The sequence below is a fragment of the Burkholderia sp. MBR-1 genome (genome assembly GCF_013822785.1).
Classification (GTDB): domain Bacteria; phylum Pseudomonadota; class Gammaproteobacteria; order Burkholderiales; family Burkholderiaceae; genus Burkholderia; species Burkholderia vietnamiensis.
The window spans coordinates 1137525-1162047 of the sequence record NZ_CP053610.1; the positions used below are offsets into that span (position 1 = coordinate 1137525).

General features: G+C 68.3%; 20 protein-coding genes. 5 read left to right on the forward strand and 15 right to left on the reverse strand.

The genetic code is table 11. The features are described from left to right. Positions 1 to 152: 152 nt before the first annotated feature. Positions 153 to 4994, forward strand: a complete 4842-nt coding sequence (locus MBR110_RS19835; protein ID WP_181709275.1) for an NAD-glutamate dehydrogenase — start codon at positions 153 to 155, stop codon at positions 4992 to 4994. A 21-nt stretch (positions 4995 to 5015) separates the two neighbouring features. Here the strand turns inward: MBR110_RS19835 and MBR110_RS19840 are convergent, their stop codons facing one another. From MBR110_RS19840 to katG, 8 genes are all read right to left on the reverse strand, one after another. Continuing rightward, positions 5016 to 5873, reverse strand: a complete 858-nt coding sequence (locus MBR110_RS19840; protein ID WP_059463107.1) for a class I SAM-dependent methyltransferase — start codon at positions 5871 to 5873, stop codon at positions 5016 to 5018. Beyond that, positions 5870 to 6031 (reverse strand): hypothetical protein, encoded by a 162-nt coding sequence (locus MBR110_RS19845; protein WP_166677067.1) that lies wholly within the window; start codon positions 6029 to 6031, stop codon positions 5870 to 5872. The genes MBR110_RS19840 and MBR110_RS19845 overlap by 4 nt, the downstream gene beginning before the upstream one ends. A 1-nt stretch (position 6032) precedes the next feature. Next, entirely contained in the window at positions 6033 to 6176 is a 144-nt protein-coding gene (locus tag MBR110_RS19850) for a hypothetical protein (protein ID WP_158348939.1), read from the reverse strand. A gap of 102 nt (positions 6177 to 6278) precedes the next feature. Further along, entirely contained in the window at positions 6279 to 7112 is an 834-nt protein-coding gene (locus MBR110_RS19855; RefSeq protein ID WP_014725258.1) for an arylamine N-acetyltransferase family protein, read from the reverse strand. A gap of 100 nt (positions 7113 to 7212) precedes the next feature. Next, the gene (locus tag MBR110_RS19860; RefSeq protein WP_181709276.1) at positions 7213 to 7905 is read right to left on the reverse strand and encodes a hypothetical protein; all 693 of its coding nucleotides are present in this window, start codon (positions 7903 to 7905) and stop codon (positions 7213 to 7215) included. 289 nt (positions 7906 to 8194) lie between these two features. Then, positions 8195 to 9676, reverse strand: a complete 1482-nt coding sequence (locus MBR110_RS19865; RefSeq protein ID WP_014725260.1) for an amidase — start codon at positions 9674 to 9676, stop codon at positions 8195 to 8197. A gap of 377 nt (positions 9677 to 10053) precedes the next feature. Next, entirely contained in the window at positions 10054 to 10512 is a 459-nt protein-coding gene (locus MBR110_RS19870) for a pseudoazurin (protein WP_011882485.1), read from the reverse strand. Positions 10513 to 10569: 57 nt separating this feature from the next. Then, on the reverse strand, positions 10570 to 12795 hold the full coding sequence (katG, locus tag MBR110_RS19875; protein WP_011882486.1) for a catalase/peroxidase HPI: 2226 nt from the start codon (positions 12793 to 12795) through the stop codon (positions 10570 to 10572). 821 nt (positions 12796 to 13616) lie between these two features. Between katG and MBR110_RS19880 the strand changes: the two genes are divergently transcribed. The 4 genes from MBR110_RS19880 to MBR110_RS19895 all read left to right on the forward strand — a co-directional run bounded on the left by MBR110_RS19880 (position 13617) and on the right by MBR110_RS19895 (position 18092). Then, positions 13617 to 14051: a universal stress protein gene (locus MBR110_RS19880; protein WP_014725264.1), complete on the forward strand. Its 435-nt coding sequence runs from the start codon at positions 13617 to 13619 to the stop codon at positions 14049 to 14051. Between the two features lie 636 nt (positions 14052 to 14687). Further along, the gene (locus MBR110_RS19885; protein ID WP_014725266.1) at positions 14688 to 14936 is read left to right on the forward strand and encodes a hypothetical protein; all 249 of its coding nucleotides are present in this window, start codon (positions 14688 to 14690) and stop codon (positions 14934 to 14936) included. Between the two features lie 539 nt (positions 14937 to 15475). Beyond that, on the forward strand, positions 15476 to 16762 hold the full coding sequence (locus MBR110_RS19890; RefSeq protein ID WP_011882491.1) for an Nramp family divalent metal transporter: 1287 nt from the start codon (positions 15476 to 15478) through the stop codon (positions 16760 to 16762). Positions 16763 to 16856: 94 nt separating this feature from the next. After that, positions 16857 to 18092: a DUF2252 family protein gene (locus MBR110_RS19895; RefSeq protein WP_059461390.1), complete on the forward strand. Its 1236-nt coding sequence runs from the start codon at positions 16857 to 16859 to the stop codon at positions 18090 to 18092. Between the two features lie 174 nt (positions 18093 to 18266). On the opposite strand, the gene MBR110_RS19900 is transcribed toward MBR110_RS19895, so the two are convergent. The 7 genes from MBR110_RS19900 to MBR110_RS19930 all read right to left on the reverse strand — a co-directional run bounded on the left by MBR110_RS19900 (position 18267) and on the right by MBR110_RS19930 (position 24489). Further along, positions 18267 to 18668 (reverse strand): PPC domain-containing DNA-binding protein, encoded by a 402-nt coding sequence (locus MBR110_RS19900; protein ID WP_011882493.1) that lies wholly within the window; start codon positions 18666 to 18668, stop codon positions 18267 to 18269. A 95-nt stretch (positions 18669 to 18763) separates the two neighbouring features. Then, complete coding sequence (locus MBR110_RS19905; RefSeq protein ID WP_045577868.1) at positions 18764 to 19786, reverse strand: 2Fe-2S iron-sulfur cluster-binding protein; 1023 nt, start codon at positions 19784 to 19786, stop codon at positions 18764 to 18766. Between the two features lie 13 nt (positions 19787 to 19799). After that, positions 19800 to 21467 (reverse strand): hydroxylamine reductase, encoded by a 1668-nt coding sequence (gene hcp, locus MBR110_RS19910; RefSeq protein ID WP_034195232.1) that lies wholly within the window; start codon positions 21465 to 21467, stop codon positions 19800 to 19802. Between the two features lie 185 nt (positions 21468 to 21652). Then, complete coding sequence (locus MBR110_RS19915; RefSeq protein WP_181709277.1) at positions 21653 to 21880, reverse strand: DUF3079 domain-containing protein; 228 nt, start codon at positions 21878 to 21880, stop codon at positions 21653 to 21655. A 172-nt stretch (positions 21881 to 22052) separates the two neighbouring features. Then, positions 22053 to 22481, reverse strand: coding sequence for a YbaB/EbfC family DNA-binding protein (locus tag MBR110_RS19920; protein ID WP_226256332.1), 429 nt, complete (start codon positions 22479 to 22481; stop codon positions 22053 to 22055). 107 nt (positions 22482 to 22588) lie between these two features. After that, positions 22589 to 24100: a Do family serine endopeptidase gene (locus MBR110_RS19925; RefSeq protein WP_404842298.1), complete on the reverse strand. Its 1512-nt coding sequence runs from the start codon at positions 24098 to 24100 to the stop codon at positions 22589 to 22591. Between the two features lie 47 nt (positions 24101 to 24147). Beyond that, on the reverse strand, positions 24148 to 24489 hold the full coding sequence (locus MBR110_RS19930; RefSeq protein WP_175995154.1) for a hypothetical protein: 342 nt from the start codon (positions 24487 to 24489) through the stop codon (positions 24148 to 24150). Between the last annotated feature and the right edge of the window lie 34 nt (positions 24490 to 24523).

Below are 24523 nucleotides of genomic sequence, written 5' to 3' on the forward strand. Positions count from 1 at the left end.
TGACCCTATCGGCCGGCACGCAGCATGCGGCGCTCTGCGCAGGCCGCCGTTGTGCGTCCGCACATCGCGCGGTGACGCGATCGGCACACCAATCGGCGCATAATGCCGAACACACCCGCAGCAGCCGATGGCCACCCGTCCAGGAGACCGCCATGGAAGCGAAGAACGAGGAAGTGGTCGCACATCTGCTCTCCGACGTCGTCGAATTCGCGCGCGCCCGCCTGCCCGAAGCCACGTTCCGGATCGTCGAGCCGTTCCTGCGCCACTACTACGATTTCGTCGACGCCGACGATCTGCAGAACCGCAGCATCGCCGATCTCTACGGCGCCGCGATGGCGCACTGGCAGACCGCGCAGAAATTCGTCCCTGGCAGCGAGCGGTTACGCGTCTACAACCCGATCCTCGAACAGCACGGCTGGCATTCCGATCACACGGTGATCGAGATCGTCAACGACGACATGCCGTTTCTGGTCGACTCGGTGACGATGGCGGTGAACCGCCTCGGCCTCGCACTGCACTCGGCGCTGCACCCGGTGTTCCGCATCTGGCGCGGCGGCAACGGCGCGATCGAGCGCGTGGACGCCGGCGGCGCGACGCCCGGCGACGGCAGCTCGCAGCTCGCGTCGTTCATCCATTTCGAGGTGGATCGCTGCGGCGACGCGACGCTGCTTGAGACGCTGCGCAACGACATCGCGCGCGTGCTCGGCGACGTGCGCGCGTCGGTCGAGGACTGGCCGAAGATCGTCGACATCGCCCGCGCGACGATCAAGGACATGAAGGCGCGCGAATCGAGCGCGGAAGACCTCGAGGCGCGCGCGTTCGTCGAGTGGATGGTCGCCGATCACTTCACCTTCCTCGGCCAGCGCGACTACGCGCTCGTGGCCGACGGCAACGGCTTCGCGCTGCGCGGCGTCGAAGGCTCGGGCTTCGGCCTGCTGCGCGAATCGCTGCGCCCGCCCGGCGCAACCGACGTGACGCCGCTGCCGCCGGCCGCCGCCGAGATCATCACCGGCGCGTGGCCGATCTTCGTGACGAAGGCGAATTCGCGCGCGACGGTCCACCGCCCCGGCTATCTCGACTACGTCGGCGTGAAGCTGGTCGGCGCTGACGGCAAGGTCAGCGGCGAGCGCCGCTTCATCGGCCTCTACACGTCGACCGCCTATTTCGGTTCGTACGCCGACATCCCGATCGTGCGGCGCAAATGCGCGAACATCGTCCAGCGCGCGGGCTTCCTGCCGAACGGGCATCTCGGCAAGTCGCTCGTGACCGTGCTCGAGACCTATCCGCGCGACGAACTGTTCCAGGCCGACGAAGACGAGCTCTACGACATCGCGCTCGGCATCCTGCGACTGCAGGAACATCAGCGCACGCGCCTGTTCGTGCGGCGCGACCGCTTCGACCGCTTCGTGTCCTGTCTCGCGTTCGTGCCGCGCGACAAGTACAACACGGACCTGCGGCGCCGCATCGCGAAGCTGCTCGTCGACGCGTACAACGGCGTGAACGTCGAGTTCACGCCGCTGCTGTCGGAATCGGCGATCGCGCGGATTCACTTCGTCGTCCATGCCGAACCGGGCACGATGCCGGACGTCGACACGCGCGAGCTCGAAACGCGGCTCGTGCAGGTCACGCGCCGCTGGCAGGACGACCTCGCGGATGCGCTGCTCGACGCGTTCGGCGAAGAGCAAGGCAACCGGCTGCTGCAGCGCTATGCGGACTCGTTCCCGGCCGGCTATCGCGACGACTATCCGGCGCGCACCGCCGTGCGCGACATCGAGCTGATCGAGCGCGTGAAGGCGTCCGGCCGGCTCGCGATGAACCTGTACCGGCCGATCGAGGCCGGCGCGCGCGCGTTCCGCTTCAAGGTGTATCGCGCGGGCGACCCGATCGCGCTGTCGCGCAGCCTGCCGATGCTCGAGCATCTCGGCGTGCGCGTCGACGAGGAGCGCCCGTACCGGATCCACACTCAGGACGGCGCGCATGCGTGGGTGCACGACTTCGGCCTCGAGCTCGCCGACGACACCGAGTTCGACATCGAACGCGTGAAGGATCTGTTCGAGGACGCATTCGACCGCATCTGGAGCGGCCGGATCGAGAACGACGACTTCAACCGCCTCGTGCTGCGCGCGCATCTGAGCGCGCGCGAAGTGACGATCCTGCGCGCGTACGCGAAATACCTGCGTCAGGTCGGCTCGACGTTCAGCGACGCGTACATCGAGCGCGCGCTGACCGGCAACCCGGCGCTCGCCCGCCAGCTCGTCGAGCTGTTCCTGCTGCGCTTCGACCCGGCGACCGGCGGCACGCGCGAGGTGCAGGTCGAGCGCATGCTGAAGGCAATCGAGACGGCGCTGGACCAGGTGCCGAACCTCGACGAAGACCGCATCCTGCGCCAGTTCCTCGGCGTGATCAACGCGACCGAGCGCACCAACTACTTCCAGCACGACGGCGACGGCGAAGCGAAGCCCTACCTGTCGTTCAAGTTCAACCCCGCGAAGGTGCCCGGCCTGCCGGAGCCGAAGCCGATGTTCGAGATCTGGGTGTACTCGCCGCGCGTCGAGGGCGTGCATCTGCGCGGCGGGCGCGTCGCGCGCGGCGGCCTGCGCTGGTCCGATCGGCGCGAGGACTTCCGCACCGAGGTGCTCGGGCTGATGAAGGCGCAGATGGTGAAGAACGTCGTGATCGTGCCGGTCGGCTCGAAAGGCGGCTTCGTCGTCAAGAATCCGCCGCCGCCGACGGATCGCGAAGCATGGCTGCGCGAAGGCATCGCGTGCTACCAGACGTTCCTGCGCGGGCTGCTCGACCTGACCGACAATCTCGCCGGCAACGCGATCGTGCCGCCGCCCGACGTGGTGCGGCACGATCCCGACGATCCGTATCTCGTCGTCGCGGCCGACAAGGGCACGGCCACCTTCTCCGACTATGCGAACGCGATCTCGCACGAATACGGCTTCTGGCTGGACGACGCGTTCGCGTCCGGCGGCTCGGTCGGTTACGACCACAAGAAGATGGCGATCACCGCGCGCGGCGCGTGGGAGTCGGTGAAGCGGCATTTCCGCGAGATGGGCGTCGATACGCAGACGACCGACTTCACCGTGGTCGGCATCGGCGACATGTCGGGCGACGTGTTCGGCAACGGCATGCTGCTGTCGCCGCATATCCGGCTCGTCGCCGCGTTCGACCACCGGCACGTGTTCCTCGATCCGGATCCCGATCCGGCCGCGAGCTTCGCGCAACGCCAGCGGATGTTCGCGCTCGAGCGTTCGAGCTGGGCCGACTACGACGCGTCGACGATCTCGGCGGGCGGCGGCATCTACCCGCGCACCGCGAAGACGATCGCGCTGTCGCCCGCCGTGCAGGCGGCGCTCGGCATCGACGCGCACGCGCTGCCGCCGACCGAGCTGATCCGCGTGATCCTGCAGGCGCCGGTCGACCTGCTGTACAACGGCGGGATCGGCACCTACGTGAAGGCGACCCACGAGACGCACCAGCAGGTCGGCGACCGCGCGAACGACGCGGTGCGCGTGAACGGCGCGGAGCTGCGCTGCAAGGTCGTCGGCGAAGGCGGCAACCTCGGCTGCACGCAGCTCGGCCGCATCGAGTTCGCGCAGCGCGGCGGGCGCATCAACACCGACGCGATCGACAACTCGGCCGGCGTCGATTGCTCGGATCACGAGGTCAACATCAAGATCCTGCTCGGGCTCGTGGTCGGCGACGGCGAAATGACCGACAAGCAGCGCAACGCGCTGCTCGCGGAAATGACCGACGAAGTCGGGCTGCTGGTGCTGCGCGACAACTACTACCAGACGCAGGCGCTGTCGATCGCGGGCCGCTACGGCGTCGAGCTGCTCGACGCCGAGGCGCGGCTGATGCGCTGGCTGGAGCGCGCGGGCCGGCTGAACCGCGTGATCGAATTCCTGCCGACCGACGACGAGATCGCCGAACGCCACGCGGCGAAACAGGGGCTGACGTCGCCCGAGCGCGCGGTGCTGCTCGCGTACAGCAAGATGTGGCTGTACGACGCGCTGCTCGAGTCGGACGTGCCCGAGGATCCGCTCGTCGCCGCGATGCTGGTCGACTATTTCCCGAAGCCGCTGCAGCAGCGCTTCAGCGAGCCGATGCAGCGCCACCCGCTGCGCCGCGAGATTCTCGCGACGCATCTCACCAACGCGCTCGTCAACCGGGTCGGCTGCGCGTTCGTGCACCGGCTGATGGAGGAAACCGACGCGAAGCCGGGCGACATCGTGCGCGCGTGCATCATGGCGCGCGACGTGTTCGATCTCGATGCGGTGTGGCGCGACATCGACGCGCTCGACAACCGCGTCGCCGACGACGTGCAGGCGCGCATGTTCGTCGACGTCGCGCGGCTGCTCGAACGCGCGGCGCTGTGGTTCCTGCGGCACCTGCAGTCGGGCGCGGTGGCCGACGGCAGCGTGGCCGGGCTGATCGCGCGCTGCCGCGACGCGGTGCAGCGCATCGCGCCGCAATTGCCGTCGCTGCTGCCGGCGAGCGACCTCGACGCGCTGTCGGAGCGGCAACGCGTGCTGGTCGACGCGGGCGTCGACGGCACGCTCGCCGCGCGCGTCGCGAGCGGCGACATCTCGGCCGCGCTGCTCGACATCGCCGAAGTGGCGGCCACCTGCGAGCGCAGTCTCGAACTGGTCGCGGGCGTGTACTTCTCGCTCGGCACGCTGCTGAACTACGGCTGGATCGCCGAACGGGCCGCCACGTTGCCCACACCGACGCATTGGGACATGCTCGCGCGCGCCGCCGCGCTGGCCGAGATCGCGCGGCTCAAGCGCACGCTCGCGACCAGCGCGCTCGCCGAATCGGCCGACTCGACGGCACCCGAGACGATCGTCCACGCATGGCGCGAGCGGCGCGACGCCGCGCTGCAGCGCTACGACCACCTGCTCGCCGATCTGCGGGCGTCGGGCGGCGCGAGCCTCGCGGTGCTGCTCGTCGTCGTGCGCGAGATCGCGGTGCTCGAACGCGCGTGACGGGCGGCAACGCGACGGGCGTCAGACCGTCGCGACGAGCAGCTCTTCGGCGTTGTTCGGCGGCCGCAGGCCGTCGGCACGGCCGGCGAAATAGCGGCGCGCGAGCGCGTCGGCCGACACGTGCTCGGCGCGCGCGAAGCCGGCGGCCGTCGCGAGCGCACGGATTTCGTCCGGCATGAAGAAGCTGATGAACGGCGTGCCGCTCGCGCGCGCGCCCTGCTCGGCCATCTCGAGCCCCGGCCGCACGTCCGGGTCCGCATGCTCGAGCGGCAGCAGGAACGTCATCGCGAACGTCGTGCCCGGCGCGAGCGACGCGACTTCGCGCAACGCCGCCGCGTTCGCTTCGCGCGTCAGGTACATGCTGACGCCGGTGGACACCACGACCGCCGGCTTGCCCGCGTCGAAACCGGCGCGCACCAGCGCGTCGCGCCACGACTGCTTCGCCTCGAAGTCGACCGGCACGAAGCGCAGCCAGTCCGGCACGCCGAAACCGAGCTCGACGAGCCGGCGGCGCTTCCACGCTTGCGGCGCGGGCGGATCGACTTCGAAGACGGTCACGCGCGACGCCATCTCCGGCCGGCGCTGCACGAAGCTGTCGAGGCCCGCGCCGAGGATCACGTACTGGCTCACGCCCTGCGCGGCCTGCTCGACGACGAGGTCTTCGATGAAGCGCGCCCGCGCGACGATCGACGCGCGAAACGGCCGCGTGAACTTCGGGTCCATGTCGCCGCGCTGCTGCCAGCCGGGCGCCGGCGCGAGCAGGCGCAAGCCGATTTCGTCGGCGAGCACGTGCGGCGGCGCGTCGAGCTCGACGTGCAGCGCGCGCCACAGCGCGACGCGCGCGGCGGTGCTGTCGGGTGCTGCTTTCGCATCGCTCATCGCCGTCCCCTCACGCGGCCGGCTGGCGCGGCGCCTGCAAGCGAGTTGTTGTGATCGGTCTCGAATTCCAGCGTGAACGCCGGCGCCGGGAAGAACTTCGCCGACTTGCCCCAGTTGTGCGTGGTGAGATACGCCGCTTCGATTCGCTCGGACGACACGTCATTCCTCCTCGGCAGGCGGCCGCCCCGACTGCGGCGCGGCCAGATAGGCGCGCAATGCGTCGGCCACCAGCGCGGACAACGACTGCTGCGCTTCGATGGCCCGGAACTTGCCCTGCCGGATCAGGCTGAGCGGCAGGTACACGTTGAACTGCTTCCCTTCTTCGTCGTTCGTGATTGCCAGCGTGCTGGCAAAATAGCAAAAGTCAAACGCCGAGGCGCGGCCCCACGGCCGCGCAATCCGCGTTCAGATGTTGCCGGCCCGCGCGGCGACCCGCGCGAACAGCGCGTCGAGATCGAAGCCGGCGGTGTCGATGCCGATCGTGTCGCGCAGGCACGCGCCCCACGCGGCCGCGTCGTCGAACGTGACGGTGCGCCCGGCGCCGGCCGCGTCGCGCAGCGTCAGCACGGTGTTGAACAGCGCCGCGCGGCCGGTCGGCAGCACGCGGCACGCGATCAGGTCGTTCACGAAGATCGATTCGGGATAGGTCGACGTGAACCAGTTCGCGGCGTCGTAATCGATCCACTCGGCCGGCTTCAGCGAAAAGCGGTAGGTGGTTTGCCAGCCGTCGGGAATCTCGAACTGCATGTCGAACTCGCCGTCGACCGGTGCGTCGACGACGCGAAACGCGCCGTGCGGCGTCAGCTGCCGCTCGCCCGGCGCGAAGCGCAGCGGCGCGGTGAGCGTCGCGCTGCCGAAGCCGATGTCGGCGAGCCACGCCGCGCCGTCCAGATCGATGCGCAGCAGCATGTGCGTCTGCGCGGTGACGGCCTCGGGCGGCCGCATCCAGCGCACGCGCGCAATCAGCGGCGTGACGCGAAAGCCGAGCGTCGTGAGCGCCGTGTAGAACAGCTTGTTCAGTTCGAAGCAATAGCCGCCGCGGCGGCGCGCGACGACCTTGGCGACGATCGCCGGCACGTCGAGCGCGACGCGCGCGCCGGTCAGCGGATTGAGGTTTTCGAACGGGATCGCCTGCGGATGCAGCAGATGCAGGCGGCGCAGCACGTCGAGCGTCGGCTCGGCCGGGCCGTCGTAGCCGATGCGGGCGAAGTAGCGCGAAAGGTCGAACGAGTCAGTCATGAAGCGGCACCGGAAGCGGAGAACACGTCACGATAGCATCGCGCGAAATCCCCCGGTTGCACGGGGCCATCGCGCGCAGCGGCGGCGCGCGCCGCCGGCGTTACGGCAGCAGCTTCAGCGCGGAAGACGCCACCGGCGGCACCGAAATGCCCTGGCTCGTCGCGAACTGCACGGCCTGGCTGAGCGTCGACGCGAGCGACTGCAACTGGCTCGGCGCGCTCTGCGCGATATACGACGCGGCCTGCATGTTTTGCGGATCGAGCCCGGCCTGCAGCAGCGATGCGGCGCTGGTCGAACCGAGGCCGCTCAGCCCCGACTGCAATTTCGAATATTGCGTGAGGCCCTGGCCGAGCGACGCGAGGCCGTTGCTGAACGCCTGCTTGTCGACCGCGCCATGCGTCGCGCCGCCGCTCGCGAACGCCTGCCCGAGCGCCTGCGACACCGACTGCTGCGCGCCGCCCATCTGCGACAGCACGGCCGGCGTCAGCGCATTGCCGCCGCCCAGCAGGCTGGCGGCCTGTTGCGCCTGGCCGGCCGCACCGGTGAGCCCCATCGCCGACGCGAGCGACGACTGGCCGGCCAGCACCTGCTGGTTCGCGCCGAGGTAGGCCTGCATCAGCTGCGCAATGCCGCCCTGCGAAGGCGCGGCCTGCTGCTGACCGCCGCCGAGCAGCGCCGAGCCGATCGACTGAAGGTCGAGCTGCGCATCGGCGTGACCGTTCATGCCGAGCAGCATGCCGAATGCGATGCCGGCCGCTGCCAGCTGCTTGCCCGTCGCGCGAATGTGCTTCATCAGTTTCCCTCGTGCCGAATGATTGAGGCCGATATTGTCGAAGCGCGTCGCGCGCCGCCGCAACGACTGAAACACATCGAAACGAAATCGCACGCGGCAATCGCTTGCAATTGCGCCGCGCGTGCCGTTGGTCGCGCGCATTCGTCGGCAGCGGCCGCGCGATGGGCCGCTATCGCCGGAATTCGTTCCTCACGCGCATCAATGTCGCGGGTCGGCGGCTTCGCGAGACGATCGCGCGGCGCGCACCACGCGCCCATTACGCGCCCATTACGCGCCTGCTACGCACCCACTACGCGGCCATCCAGCCGGGCAGCCGCCGGCCGACCCAGTCGGCCGCCTGCTCGTAGCCGCGCGCGAGCTGCAGCACCGCGAGATCCGCGCGCGGCCGGCCGATCAGTTGCATCCCCATCGGCAATCCATCGTCGTTGAAACCGACCGGCACGCTGATCACCGGACAGCCGGCCAGCGTCCACGGCACGACCGTTTCCATCCAGCGGTGATAGGTGTCCATCGGGCGGCCCGCGATTGCCTGCGGCCAGCGCAGCTCGACGTCGAACGGGAACACCTGCGCGCTGGGCGCCGCGATGAAGTCGTAGCGATCGAAGAAGCGCAGCACGGCCTGATGCCACGCGGTGCGCTCGACGCTCGCGTCGAACACGGCCGCGCCGCCCATCGCAAGCAGCCCTTCGACCTCGTAGATCGCCTCGGGCTTGAGCAGCGCACGCCGCGCCGGGTCGCGATAGTGCGCGAGCAGCCCGCCGCCTGCGAGCAGATGCCGATGCGCGAGCCACAGCCGCCAGATGCGCTCCGGCGCGAAGGCCGGCAGCGCGGCATCGACGTCGCAGCCGATCTCGCGCAGCGTCGCGAGACCCTGTTCGCACTGCGCGAGCACGCCGGGCTCGGTCGCGAGATAGCCGTCCCAGTCGCCGACCCACGCGATGCGCCGGCCGCGCAGATCCGTGTCCAGCGGCGTCGCGAACACCAACGGCTGCTCCGCGAGCGACAGTGGATCGTTCGCGTCGTAGCCGGCCTGGATCGCCAGCAGTTGCGCGACGTCGCCGACCGTGCGGCCCATCGGCCCTTCGGTGCCGAGCTGCTGCATGAACACGTCGACGGCGGGCCAGCGCGGCACGCGGCCCTGCGACGGGCGCATGCCGTAGACGTTGCAGAATGCCGCAGGATTGCGCAGCGAGCCGCCGAAGTCGCTGCCGTCGGCCACCGGCAGCATGCGCGCCGCGAGCGCCGCGGCCGAGCCGCCGCTGCTGCCGCCGGCGCTGCGCGTCAGGTCGTACGGATTGCGCGTCGCGCCATGGACGTCGTTGAACGTGTGCGAGCCGAGGCCGAACTCCGGCGTGTTGGTCTTGCCGATGAAGATCGCGCCGGCCGCCCGCATGCGGCCGACGCCGATCGAATCGGCCTGCGGCACGTGATCGCGGAAGATCGGCGAGCCGTAGGTCGTGCGCAGCCCCTTCGTCATCGCGAGATCCTTCGGCGCCTGCGGCATCCCGTGCAGCCAGCCGTGGTATTCGCCACGGGCCAGCGCCGCGTCCTTTTCCGCGGCTTCGGCGAGCAAGGTCGCGCGATCGCGCAGCGAAATCAGCGCGTTCACCGCACCGTTCACCCGCTCGATGTGATCGAGATATGCACGCATCGTCTCGACGCACGAGACCGCCTTGCGGCGGATCGCCGACGCGAGCTCGCCGGCCGACAGGCGCACCAGCGGATCGACGGGGATGGAGGCGGGAGCGAGATACGGGGCGCGGTGCGGCATGCGGGTTCTCCTGGGATCGGGATGGGCCGAGGGCCGCGCGATGGCGGCGCTCCGTTCCGGACAGCCGGAATGGAGGCGCGCTGCGGCCGACGCTCAACTGTACGCGACTCGTCGCGGGTTGCCCGACGCGTGAGTGGCTACGGCTCATGGCGTGCCGCATCGATACGGTGCCCGTCGGAGATCGCGTTTCAGACGGCATGCGTCTCGGCCATGACCGCATGGCCGGCCGGGCTATCCGACGCCGGGCAAGCGATCCTGCCCATCGCGCGTCCGACGCCTGCGCGCGCTCGCTGCGACCGAACCGTCATCGATCCGGCGCCCCACACCGTTTCGAGCGCGGCCGGGTTGGCGCGCCCCGCCCCCGGCCGACGCATCGGCTACTTCTGCGTGGGCTGCTCGTGGTCCAGCGTCGCGAACAGTTGATCGAAACGCGCCTTCGCCTCGCGCGGCTGCGCGACGCTGCGCGCCGCGGCCTCGTTGGTCGGGTGTCCCACCACGATCAAGCCGACCATCCCCAACATGTAATGCGGGATGCAGCGATAGCCATAGACGCCCGGTTTGTCGAACTTCACGGTCAGATCTTCGCTGATCTTTCCGGAAAAGGCCCCGGCTCCGGCCGGCGCCATGCCGGGAATGCTTTCGACGCCATGCCCGCTGTCCGCGGCAACAAAATGCACGCTGTCGCCCACGTCGATGTGGACGAGGGCCGGCTCGAAGCCCCGTTGACCGTCCGACGCGCGGTTCAACATCCGAACCTCGACATCGGCCGCATGCGCGCCCATCGATACCAGTAGCCCCGCACCTGCGATCAGGCGCAGCCATCCGATTTTCCTCATTTCGCCCTCCGATGGACCGGCCGCGGAATCGCTTCCGCGGCCGGTCTGATCACGGTATTAGATGCGCTTCAGATCGAAGCGATCGAGGTTCATGACCTTGGTCCACGCAGCGACGAAGTCGCGCACGAACTTCTCGTGCGCATCGTCCGATGCATAGACTTCGGCGACGGCGCGCAGCTCGGAACTGGACCCGAACACCAGATCGACCGGACTTGCCGTCCACCTGAGCGCACCCGTCTTGCGATCGCGCCCTTCGTAAGTCCCGTCGGCGCTCGGCGACTTCTTCCATTCGGTCGACATGTCCAGCAGATTCACGAAGAACTCGTTGCTCAGCGTGCCGGGATGATTCGTCAGGACGCCCAGCTTCGAATGGCCCGTGTTCGCGTCGAGCGCGCGCAGGCCGCCCACCAGCACCGTCATCTCCGGCACGGTCAGATCCAGCTTGCTCGCGCGGTCCACCAGCAATTCGGCCGGCGAGCGCTCATTGCCTTTCTGGTAGTAGTTGCGGAACCCGTCGGCGGTCGGCTCGAGCACGGCGAACGACGCGACATCCGTCTGCGCCTGCGTCGCATCCACGCGTCCCGGCGCAAACGGCACGGTGATGTCGTAACCGGCCTTGCGGGCCGCATCCTCGACGGCGGCGCTGCCGCCCAGCACGATCAGGTCGGCGAGCGACACCTGCTTGCCGTCCGTTCTGCCCTTGTTGAAGCCGGACTGGATGGCTTCCAGCGACTTCAGCACTTTCGCCACGCTCGCCGGATCGTTCACGGCCCAGCCGTTCTCGGGCGCGAGACGGATGCGCGCGCCATTGGCGCCGCCTCGGTAGTCGGTGCCGCGGAACGACGCCGCCGATGCCCACGCGGTCTTGATCAGCTCCGACTTCGGCAGCCCCGATGCCAGGATTCGGCTCTTCAGATCCGCAATGTCGGCAGCGCCGATCGTCTGGTAGCCGGCGACGGGCAGCGGGTCCTGCCAGATCAGGTCGACCTTGGGCACGTCCTTGCCCAGATAGCGCGCCTTCGGCCCGAGGTCGCGATGCGTCAGCTTGAACCAGGCCTTGGCGAAGGCCAGCTTGAATTCGTCGGGATGCTCCTCGAAGCGCTTCGCGATCTTGCTGTACGCGGGATCGACCTTCAGTGCGATATCGGTCGTGAACATCATCAACGGATGGAGTTTCGACGGATCGTGTGCGTCCGGCACGATGCTCTGCGCATCCTTCGGCATCCACTGGTGCGCACCGGCCGGGCTCTTCGTCAGCACCCAGTCGTGGCCGAGCAGGTTGTCGAGGTACTGCATCGTGAAATGCACCGGATCGACCGACCACGCGCCTTCGAGGCCGCTGGTGATCGTGTCGACGCCCTTGCCGGTGCCGCACTTGTTGGCCCAGCCGAGACCTTGCGCTTCGACGCCCGCGCCGGCAGGCGCCACGCCGACGCATTTGTCCGGGGAAGCCGCGCCATGCGCCTTGCCGAACGTGTGGCCGCCGGCGATCAGGGCGAGGGTTTCCTCGTCGTTCATCGCCATGCGGCCGAAGGCTTCGCGAATGTCCTGCGCCGCCGCAACGGGATCAGGATTGCCATTCGGACCTTCCGGATTGACGTAAATCAAACCCATTTGGGTCGCAGCGAGCGGCTTTTCGAGTTTGCCGTTCTTGTCGCGGTTATTCGACATGAATTTCGGTCCCGCGCCCCAATAAACCAGATCCGATTGCCAATCGTCTTCACGGCCGCCGCCGAATCCGAAGGTTTGAAAACCCATGGATTCGAGCGCAACATTGCCCGTCAGAACCATCAGGTCGCCCCACGAAATATTCTGGCCATATTTCTTCTTGATCGGCCACAACAAACGGCGAGCTTTATCGAGATTTGCATTATCCGGCCAGCTATTCAGCGGTTCGAATCGCTGCTGTGCGCCGCCGGCGCCGCCGCGGCCGTCGTAGGTGCGATAGGTGCCGGCGCCGTGCCAGGCCATGCGGATAAAGAACGGACCATAGTTGCCGTAGTCGGCGGGCCACCAGTCTTGCGAGGTCGTGAGCGTCGTCCGAATGTCCTTCTTCACGGCCTCGATATCGAGCTTCTGGAATGCCTGCGCGTAGTCGAAATCCTTGCCGTACGGATTCGACTCGACATCGTGCTGACGTAGCGGCGAAAGATCGAGCGTCTCCGGCCACCAGAAGCCATTCGCGCGCGGCGCTCCGTCCGCGCGGGCAGAAATGGAACCGGCGCTCATCGCGATAACGGCGAGCGCAGCCAGCACCGATTTTGCGATACGATTTCTTTGCATATGACCTCTCCACAATTGAACGTAATGTTGGAATGCGGGAGGATTGTGATCTTGTAGGGAATTCGTCGGCCAATCGGTAGTATTTATTCCTTCAATTGACCCAGACTATGACGCCGATTCGAATTCGGTCGAATAAAATAAGTCAATCGAATCCATCAAATCGCGTCGCCGGTAGTGCGCGCAATTCAATCAACGTTCGGAAGGGTTTCGAATTGGACGCCGGCGTGGGCCACGATGCGAGTCATCACGAATCGGATGCGAGGAACCGGCTCGATGATTTCGTGGATCGGCAGAGTCATTAGCGTTTGAGCCGTACAGGCGTCACGCCCGCTGTCGATAGAGGCGGCAGCATGGAGTAGCCGTGGAAATTCGCGAAGTTGTACGTCGCGGCTCGAAGCCGTCGTTGCTATCGGCGTCGCGAAGCGCCCGCGCACGGTGACGCGGCGGGGTGATCTCGAACGCGGCGACCGACTTGCCGATACGACAGCCTCAATTGCGCATCGACGACTCGCAGCACGGAGGCGCGCCGAACCGTTCATGCGACGAATGACGGTGCGCAGCGATGCTCGGCGCACGCAGTACCCCGCCTCGACGAAGCGCCGGACTGACGTACCGACCGACCGCCACGTCACTGAAATCCCCGTCCCGCGCCGCGATCAGTGAAAACGTTTATGCGCATAAACTTAAATTTCTTATATCTCTAATAAGAGCGGCAAGCCGGCCGGCGTTGACGACATTTTTACGCGGCCGGCCGCTTTCTTTAGCGCGTGCCTTCCTGGCGCGCGCTACGCTGCAACCGTCACCACTTCCGGGCGCTCGCCATGCTCAAGCTGCTGGTTCCGATCGGTCATTCGCCCCGCTCGCTGCACGCGGTGCGCCACGCGGCCTTTCTGTATCGCGAACGTTGTGCGTCGGAAATCGTGCTGATCAATGTGCAGCCGCCGCTCGAAGCGACACGGCTGGAGGCGTTTCACCCGCTGTCGCGGTTGCGCTCGATCGAGGACAGGTTTGCGTGCGACGATCTGGCGATGGCCGAGCGCGTGCTGCGGGAAGCCGGCGCCAGATACAGCGTGGTGAAGAAGGTCGGGCCGGTGGCCGACACGATCGCGGCCGCAGCGGCCGAGACGGGCTGCGACGAGATCGTCGTGGTCGCGCCGCGGCACGACCCGATTCATGCCCTGCTGTCGATGTTTCGCCGCAGCGTGATGAGCCGGCTGGTCCGGATCTCGAACGTGCCGGTGACGGCCGTCCGATAGGCGGCTGAAGAGAATTGCGCCGGCAGCATCGGTGCGCGGCGCGACGAATCGGTCGTGGACCGGATTCGGCTGGACTTTCGATTCAAGTCGGCGCGGCGATGCGCCGTGACGGACGCGATGCCGTACCGCACCGTCTACACCGCTGCGCTGCGCCTGAGTATGCGTGCGCGCAGCGCCGGCGTGCTTACTTGATGACCTTGCGGACGAACAGCAGATAGGTTGCCAATGAAGACGCGCCCAGCAGGATGACCCACAACGGCGCCATGCTGATCAGTACGGAAGAGACGTTTAGCATTTGGATTCCTCACCATTTCGATAGCGGTGTGCAACGAATGACCGCAGTGCCCGGAGCGGAGCCGCTGCGCGGTCACATGCCCGCGCATCGTGTTCCACAAACATGCATTCATGCTATCGCTTTGAACGCGCGCGCGACCGTCAGCCCGCGCGCGCATCCTGATATTGGTCAAACTCGCGTCACTCGCGCCGCTGCCGGGACGATCGCGCCCGATTGCGCTGCCGGTGAAAAAAGGACACGACCGATTCCGGCCAGCCGTTTCCGCAGACGTTAACCGGGGGAAGCCCCAAGTGCGGCGCGAGCCGTGCCCGCGTTACGCTCGGGCAACGAGGAGACGAATCATGAGACGAGTCGTGCACATCGCTTTTTTTGCGCTGCTGGCATACCTGATCGGCGATCGCGCGCTGCTGCACGCGCAAGGCCGCGACGCCACGCCGAGTGCATGCTCGCAGCGCGCCGAGCAGGTGAAATACGACGCGCTCAGCCGCGGCTTCGGCGCCGCGGCTGCCGGCAGCCAAAGCGAGGCGTTCATGTCGGGATGCCTCGTGAGCGGGCGCGCCGATATGGATGCGACGACCGCGTCCCGTTGACGTTCGGTGCGCGGCGTCCGCTGCGGCTCTCGCGCGGACTTCGGTAGCGATCGGCGCTTTTCGTCGGCTTGCGGCTTGCGGCTTGCGGCTTGCGGCTTGCGGCTTGCGGCTTCGGGCTTCGGGCTTCGGGCTTCGGGCTTCGGGCTTCGGGCTTCGGGCTTCCGGCTTCCGGCTTCCGGCTTCCGGCTTCCGGCTTCCGGCTTCCGGCTTTCGGCTTCCGCGGCTTGCGACTGATGGAGCCGACACCCACATCGCGGTGATACTTGCCCCACTACCCTACTGCGCCCGACGCGGTCGATAGACACGCACGCCGCATCCCTCGGCCGACACGGCCGCCGCTGCCGTTCCGCGCCGCAACCAACGCCCGCGACGCTCACAACACGACGGCCACGCGCCTCCGCCGCGCCGCGTCCCCGATCCCCATCGTTTGTTGTCGACAGCCCACCGCATCGCTCGTCCCGAGCCCCTCGCAGCGACCGCCTCCCCCAGGTACACCGATTGCTCCCCGATCGCCATATCCCCACGGGCCGCCAACCTACATGAACGACAACAACTCACTCGATTCCGCCCAAACTCGTCCGCATCGCGGCTCGTGGCTGCGTCGCCTCGGCCCCGGTCTCGTCACCGGCGCCGCCGACGACGACCCTTCCGGCATCGGCACCTACTCGCAGGCCGGCGCGCAATTCGGCCTCGAACTGCTGTGGTCGCTGCTGCTGACCTATCCGCTGATGACGGCCATCCAGCTCGTCAGCGCGCGCATCGGTCGCGTGACGGGCAAGGGGCTCGCCTCGAACATGCGCGCCCACTATCCGCCGTGGCTGCTCTACGCCACCGTGGTGCTGCTGATCGTCGCGAACGTGATCAACATCGCGGCCGACCTCGCGGCGATGGGCGCAGCCGTCAATCTGCTGCTGCACGGTCCGCAGGAACTCTATGTCGTCTTCCTCGGCGCGTTGTCGGCCCTGCTGCAGATCTTCGTGCCGTACGACCGCTATGCGCGCCTGCTCAAATGGACCGCGTTGGCGCTGCTCGCGTATGTCGCAGTCGCGCTGATCGTGCCGGTCGATTGGGGTGAAGTCGGCCGCGCGCTCGTGCGGCCGCGGTTCCAGTTGACCGCGGCGTACCTGACCACGGTCGTCGCCGTGCTCGGCACGACGATCAGCCCTTACCTGTTCTTCTGGCAGGCATCGCAGGAAGTCGAGGAATTGCGCGCGAAACCGAACCAGAAGTCGTTGCGGCGGGCGCCGCATCAGGCCCCCGCGCAACTGCAACGAATCAACTTCGACACCTGGGTCGGCATGGGCGTATCGAACGTCATCGCATTCTTCATCACGCTCACGGCCGCGGCCACGCTGAACCGCCATCACATCGCCGTGAAGACCTCGGCGGACGCCGCGCGCGCGCTCGAACCGATTGCCGGCCACTTCGCGTACATCCTGTTCGCGCTCGGGATCATCGGCACGGGCCTGCTGGCGCTGCCCGTGCTCGCCGGATCGGCCGCCTACGCGGCCGCGGGCACCTTCCGCTGGCGCAACAGTCTCGCGCTGAAGGTCGGTGTCGCGCCCGAGTTCTATGCGGTGATCGCGTTGGCGATCATCGGCGGCGTCGCGATCACGTTCATGCATTTCGATCCGATCCGCGCGCTCTACTGGAGCGCGGTCATCAACGGCGTGACCGCCGTGCCGATCATGATCGTGATGATGTTGATGGCGCGCAGCCGACGCATCATGGGCGAGTTCGCGGTCCGCGGCGTGCTGGCCTGGGGCGGCTGGATCGCGACGGCCGCGATGGCGATCGCCGCCACCGGCGTGTTCGTGCCGGGCTGAGCCGCAAGGCCGATCCCGGCGCGCTCGGCGGACGTCTCGTGCGCCGACCTGCCTGCCGACAGGCCGGCGCCGTGTGGAAGAAGGAGGAAGCATCGTGGCGAAACAAAGCGCAGCATCCGCGCGGCTGCCCGCGAGCGACGAACGCGCGCGCATTCTCGAGCGCCTGCGCAGCCGCAAGATGGCGCGCTCGATCCACACGTACACGCGCGGCAGCGCCGAACGCTTCTACGCGTGGCTGGCCGACCATCGAACCGGCACGTTGCCCGACGGCCCCGCGGTGTGGATCTGCGGCGACTGCCATCTCGGCAACCTCGGGCCGGTCGCGGCGAAGACGGGCGAAGTCGCCGTGCAGATACGCGACCTCGACCAGAGCGTGATCGGCAATCCGGTGCACGACCTGCTGCGGCTCGGCTTCTCGCTGGCGACCGCGGCGCGCAGCTCGGATCTGCCCGGCGTCATCACATGGCGCATGATGGAAGCGCTGATCGACGGCTATGCGCTCGCGTTCGATCCGCGGCGTCGCGACGAACTCGCCCGAACGAAGCGCCCGACCGCAGTGAAAGTAGCGATGCAGGCGGCGCTGCACCGATCGTGGCGCAAGCTCGAGCGGCAGACGCTGCGCAAACGCGCGCCGCACATTCCGCTCGGCAAGCGCTTCTGGCCACTGTCCGAAGCCGAGCGGCGCGCCATTCACGTGCTGTTCGAATCGGCTCCGGTGTCTCCGGTCAGCGCCGCGCTCAGTCATGCGGCTTGCGCCAACGCGCGCATGACGGTGCTCGACGCCGCCTACTGGGTCAAGGGATGCAGCTCGCTCGGCCGGCGCCGCTTCGCGGTGATGCTCGAGATCGACGACGGGTGTCCCGATGAGCGCCGCCCCTATCTGATCGACATCAAGGAGGCCACCACGGCCGACGCGCCGAAACAGAGAGGCATACGCATGCCGCAGGACGCCGCGCAGCGCGTGCTCGAAGGCGCGCGGCACGTGTCGCCGATGCTCGGAAGTCGCATGTGCGCGGCGCGCCTCGACGGGCGCCCGGTCGTCATGCGCGAATTGATGCCGCAGGATCTGAAGCTGGACGCCGAACGCCTGTCGGAAGCGGACGCGATCGACGCGGCGCGATATCTTGCGCGCGTGGTCGGACACGCACATGCGATACAGATGGACGACGCGACGCAACGGGCATGGCGTAACGAGTTGCGGAGCCGGCGTCCGAAGACGGTAGACGCACCGTCCTGGCTGTGGCGAAGCATCATCGAATTGATGGCCGCGCATGAGCAGGCGTATCTGGAGCATTGCCGTCGCCATGTGCTGCGGAGGACGGGTCGCTGAACCTTGGCCGCAGGATCACGCGATGCGCGGTGTAGCACGGTGCCGCTTCGGGCCGCGCCATGTCGTGTCGTGCCGCTTCGGGCCGCGCCCGTATCGCGCACGGCCGCACCAGCTCGCTCCGGGCCCGGCCCCACCGTATCGCACACGATCGACCCAGCCGGCCACCCCACCCGATCAACCGCTCGCCGGCCGAATCACGAGCTCGTCGAAGCCGGTACGCGCATCGCGTTCGCGCGAAAATCGATGCGCGGGCAACGATGCAACGAGCAGTTCAACGGTCGTACGCACGACACAGCCGCTCGCGACGTGTCCGCCCGACACGCGCCCGGATGCGTCGGCAACCGTCATGTGCAGGTGCGCGCCGTCCGGCGACACCGAGCCGGCCAGCGTCAGTATTTCGAGGTCGCCGTGCAACTCGGCCGGCGAATCGACGCCCGCATAACGCACGCGCGCGACGCTGAGGCTGCCGATGCCCTGCAGCACGAACGCCGCATGAACATCGAGCCGACGCAACGCGTGCTCGATCGACGCGCGCAGATCGTCACCGGGAGACAGACGTAAAGGAAGGGCTTGCATGGTCGATCACCTGCTCGAGAGCCGCGGTATCGACGCAGCGTACGTGCGCCCGCGCAATCCGGCAAGCCGCTGCCGGACCGCACGGCGCACGCGCATCACACGGTGAAGCGCTCGCTGGCGAACTGCGCGGCCGGCAGGCCGGCCGCGGCGGCCGCTTCACGCGCGCCCTCGACGAGCGGCGGCGGCCCGCACACGTAGAGGTCCGGCGACACGTCGGCCTGCGCGAGCGCCGCGCGCAATCCATCGACCGGCGTGCCGTGGAGTCCGGCCCATTGCGGGCCGGGCCGCCACACGCACAGGTCGACCCGCAACTGCGGCAGGTCGGCCTGCAGCCGCTCCAGCTCGTCGAGCAGGAACAGCTCGCTTTCCTCATTGACGCCGAAGAACAGCCGCGCGTCGGCGAGCTCCTGATACTCGGCCATGCGCCTGAGCATCGACAGGATCGGCGCGAGCCCCGTGCCGCCCGCGACGAACCAGCGTGGCCGCAAGCTGTCCGCGAACAGTCCGAAGCCGCCCATCGGCACGCGCACCGTCAGCGCGTCGCCGAGCCGTGCGCGCTCGCGCAGATAGGTGGAGAACCAGCCGCCCGGCCGCAGCCGGATCAGGAATTCCAGGCGGCCGTCCCAGTTGCTCGTATTCGCGAGCGAATACGGGCGGCGCAGGCCGCTGCCCGGCACCTCCAGCTCCGCGAACTGGCCGGCCTCGAATTCCGCCGCCGCGCCGAACACGTCGTCGGGCTCGATCTGCAGCTCGACGCGCATCGTGTCCCGCGCGATCGTGTCGAGCGTCACGATGCGCGCCGTGCGCACCGGCACCGGCTGCAGCAGCACCTTGCTGCGGTCGTACGGTGCGGCGACCCGCAGATCGCCGAGCGGCGTCGTCCGGCACAGCAGCACCGCGCCGGATTGGCCTGCCGCAAGCGCGTCGGCGCTGTGCCCCTGCAGCTCGTACGGGCCGTCGACGACGGTGGCCTGGCACGCGCCGCAACTGCCGCGCCGGCATTGCGACGGCAGCGTGATGTCGGCCTGCGCAGCGGCGGCGAGCACGTCCTGGCCCGGTTCGCAGTCGAAGCCGAACGGCTCGCCGTCGCGCGTCGTGATCTCGATCCGATAGCTCATCGAATCATCCCGCTCACGCTGCCTGGCGCGACAGCGCAGCGGCGAGGTCCGCACTGGCGTCGCCGATCGGCTGGATGCCGAACTGATCGACCAGCACGTTGAGCACGCCGGGCGTGATGAACGCCGGAAGCGTCGGTCCGAGCCGGATGTTGCGGATGCCGAGCGCGAGCAGCGTCAGCAGCACGGCCGCGGCCTTCTGCTCGAACCACGAGATGACGAGCGACAGCGGCAGGTCGTTCACGCCGCATTCGAATGCGTCCGCGAGCGCCGTCGCGATGCGGATCGCCGAATAGCTGTCGTTGCACTGCCCGACGTCGAGCAGACGCGGAATGCCGCCGATATCGCCGAACGCGTGCCGGTTGAAGCGGTACTTGTTGCAGCCGAGCGTCATCACGACCGTGTCGTCCGGCGCCTGCTCCGCGAACTCGGTGTAGTAGTTGCGTCCCGGCGCCGCGCCGTCGCAGCCGCCGATCAGGAAGAAGTGGCGAATCTGGCCGGCCTTCACCGCGTCGATCACCTTGTCGGCCACGCCGAGCACCGCATGACGGCCGAAGCCGACGGTGATGGTCTCCTCGGGCGCGGTGGCCGGGAAGCCGGGCAGCGCCTGCGCGGCACGGATCAGCGTCGAGAAATCGTGATGTTCGAGGTGCCGCACGCCGGGCCAGCCGACCGGCCCCGTCGTGAAGATCCGCTGCCGGTATTGCGGCAGCGGCTCGATGATGCAGTTGGACGTCATCAGGATCGGGCCGGGGAAGTGCGCGAAATCGCTCTGCTGATCCTGCCACGCGCCGCCGTAGTTGCCGACCAGATGCGGAAACGCGTTGAGCGCCGGATACGCATGCGCGGGCAGCATCTCGCCGTGCGTGTACACGTTGATGCCGGTGCCCGCCGTCTGTTCGAGCAGCGCATGCAGATCGCCGAGGTCGTGGCCCGACACGAGGATCGCCTTGCCGGCCACCGGCGACACGCGCACGGCGCTCGGCTGCTGCGCGCCGAAGCGGCCGGTGTTCGCGCTGTCGAGCAGCTCCATCACCGTCAGGTTCAGCCGGCCGAGATCGAGCGCCTGCTCGAGCAATGCGTTCACGTCGGTCGGGTCGGTCGCGAGAAACGCGAGCGCCGCTTCGATGCCTTCGTAGATGTCGTCGCGTTCGTAGCCGAGCACGCGTGCATGGTGTGCATATGCGCACACGCCCTTCAGCCCGTACAGCACCAGTGCGCGCAGCCCGACGATGTCGGCGCCCACCGTATCGAGGCCCGCGTCGATGCCGACGGCCGCTGCCTGCTTCAGCAGACCGGGCAGATCGTCCGCCGGCTGCCACGCGGCCGGACCCTGCAGCGCCGGCAGCGCCGCGCCCGTGGCGCGCGCCTGCGCGTCGCATGCGGCCTTCACGCGGTCGCGCGTCTGCGCCGCTTCACGCAGCAGCGTGACGAAGCGCGCGGCGTGGAAGTTCACGTTGGTCAGCGTCGTGAACATCGCGTACAGCACGAACCGGTCGGCTTCGCGGTCGCGCACGCCCATCGTGCGCGCGAGTGCGCCGTACTGCGCGATGCCCTTCACCGCATGGATCAGCAGATCCTGCAGGTCGGCAGTCGTCTCGTCCTTGCCGCAGTTGCCCTTCGCCGTTGCACAGCCGGGCCGTGCGCCGGTCCGGTCGGTCTGTTCGCATTGATAGCAAAACACGGTGCTCTCCTTTGTCGATCATGGGGACGCGGGTCGGTGCGTCGGCGCCGCAAATCGTGTTTCGGCCGCCGGGCGCTACGCCCGCTTCAAGATGCGTTCTTTATGCATCTTTTTCATGATCTTTCGGCGCAGCATCTGCCACCCTGACGCAGATCAAAAAAGCACACGTGTGGGACAACTTGTCGCTATGACTGCGCGCCGGCCGGTTCGGCGGGCGCGTCGTCGGCGTCGCCTTCGCTGAATTCGATGCCCCAGTCGCCGTAGCGATACCAGTCTTCGCCGAGCGATTCGCATGGATGCTGCGTGCGACTGCAGCCGTTGCCGCAACGCATCGCATCCGTCGGGCAGTAGTTGTCGCACCCCCAGCAGATCCGCTCCGGATGCGCCGGGTGCAGCGCGAATTTCTTGGCCATGATGCGTTGTCCTGAAGTCGGTGGGTACGCTACCGTCCGACTCTAGTACGCACACCGCACGATGCCGATGCGACATTCGTTCGCAGCGCAGAGGCGGGATCGATCGCGCGTGCGGAGGCCGTTTCGGTGTTGCTCAGGATGGACTGCGCGCGTCATGTCGCGCGACGTCTCGTCACGGCGTACGCGTGTCCGACGCCGCCGCAGCTTGCGGATTCGCGATCAGCTGCAAGCGCACGCGCAGCGGCTGCAACATGTCCGGCGGCGGCGCTTCGGCGAGCGCTCGCGCGACGAGCAACTGACGCAGCGCCGCGTCCGCGTCGGCCGAGCCGAGCGTCGCGAAATCCACTCGTGTGACCACGCCGTTCGCACCGATCCATGCGCGTATCGCGATCGGCGACGGCGCATCGGCGCTCACATCCGGGCCGCGCGCTTCGAGATAACGATGCAGCCGCTGCGACGCGTCTCCACCCGCTTCGAGCCACATCTCGAACTGATGCCCGACCAACTGGGCATATGTGACCCACGACTGCGGCACGTCGGTGGTCTGTGCGGCGATCGACGTGCACACGGCCAGCAGCGCCGCGCAAACGCCTGCGCGCAACCATCCGGATACCGTCCCTACCCGCGTTCGCGTCATCCCGCCTCCCGTTCCATGTGTATCGCTCGCGTGCGCGAACGGCGCGCATCGCACCGCGTCGGCCTGCGCGTTCATCCTGCCCCGATCGGCACATACAGCCGCGTGCCGCCGCGTTGCACGAGCAGCGCGACGTTGCCGTGCGCGGCGTCCATCGCGGCCATCAACGTGTCGATGCTCGCGACCGTCGCGCCGTTGACCGACAGCACGACGTCGCCCGGCTGCAACCCCGCGCGCGCCGCCTGACCGCTCGCCCGTTCGACGACGAGCGCCTGGCCCACGCCGAGCCGCCGCCGTTCGCGGTCGGTCGCGGCGCGCAGCACGAGCCCGAAGCGGGCCGGTCCGCGCGCGACGCCGGCCGGCGCCGCCCCGCTGTCGAACGCGCCGACCGTCGCGCCGACATGCATCGCCCGCCCCGCGCGCCACAGGAGCAGATCGACCTGCCGCCCGGCCCGCATGCCGGCGATCGTGCCGAGCAGATCCGCCGATTCGGCGACCGCGTTGCCGTCCACCGCGAGCACGACGTCGCCTGCCTGCAATCCCGCCTGCGCGGCCGGGCCGTCGGGCTCGACCATCGTGATCAGCGCGCCGTCCGGGCCCGGGAGGCCGAACGAGCGCGCGAGCGCGCGGCTCACTTCCTGCACGGCCACGCCGAGCCGGCCGCGCACGACCTTGCCGGTGCGCAGCAACTGGTCCTTCACGTCGAGCGCGATATCGATCGGGATCGCGAACGCGAGCCCCTGATAGCCGCCCGTCTTCGAGAAGATCATCGAATTGATCGCGATCACGCGGCCGTCGAGATCGAACAGCGGCCCGCCCGAATTGCCGGGATTGATCGGCACGTCGGTCTGGATGAACGGAATCGCGCGCTCGCCGGGCAACGAGCGCGACTTCGCGCTGACGATGCCCTGCGTGACCGTATTGGCAAACCCGTACGGCGATCCGATCGCCATCACCCAGTCACCGACCTCGGTGCGTGCCGGATCGCCGGTCGCGACGACCGGCAGGTTGTGCGCGTCGATACGTATCACCGCGACGTCGGACAGCGGATCGCTGCCGAGCACGCGGCCCGTGAACTCGCGCTTGTCGGTGAGCTTCACGTCGACGCTCGTTGCGTCGCCGACTACGTGCCGGTTCGTGAGGATCACGCCGTCCGCGTCGACGATGAAGCCGGAGCCGAGGCTCACCTCCTCGCGGTTGCCGATCACACGTCGCGCGAGAAACGGCGCGAGCGGATGATCGGGTGCGATGCCGGGCGGCAGCTGGATGCCCATCTGCGCGACTTCGCGCGTGACGCTGATGTTGACGACGGCCGGGCCTACGCGCCGCACGAGCGCCGCGAAGTTCGGCAGTGCGACGGTTGCGGATGCGCGGTTGTTCGTGGCGATGGGGCTGCGCTCGGTTGGCGCGGGCGTCGTGGAAGCCGTGGCAACCGTGGAAGCCGCGGAAATCGCGGAAGTCGTGGAAGTCGTTGGAGCCGTGGCAACCGTGGCAGCCCTGGCAACTGTGATAGCCACAATCCCCGCGCACGCGAGCACGAGCCCGCCTCTCAGCACTCGCAGCAGCGTGGCGCGATCCGCCTTCATGCGCATGCTCATGGCATCGCTGCGCGCCGGCCGCCGATACCGCGCGATCATCGCTTCGGCGGCACCGCGACCGGCGCGTCGGGCCGCTGCGGCGTCGCCGAGCGGCCCCAGTTCGAGCCGAAGCGGTTGCGTTCGGTCGACAGGTTGAACGTGCCGATGCGGTTCGACGGCTGCTTCGACAGCCGTTCGGCATCGGTCTGCGGTGCGCCGCCCGGTTGCGCGTCGGACGCCGGCTTCAGTTGCCGGCTCAGGCAGTCATAGGACAGCGCGCGCTTGCCGTCGACCTCCGCATCGACGCACACCGGCTTCCCAGCCGAACCGGGCTCGGCAGCCGCGCCGCCGCCCTGCGCGTGCGCGCCCGCGGCCTGCAGCACGCATGCGATCGTCATCATTACCCCAAGTCGTCTGTTCATCCGTTCTCCG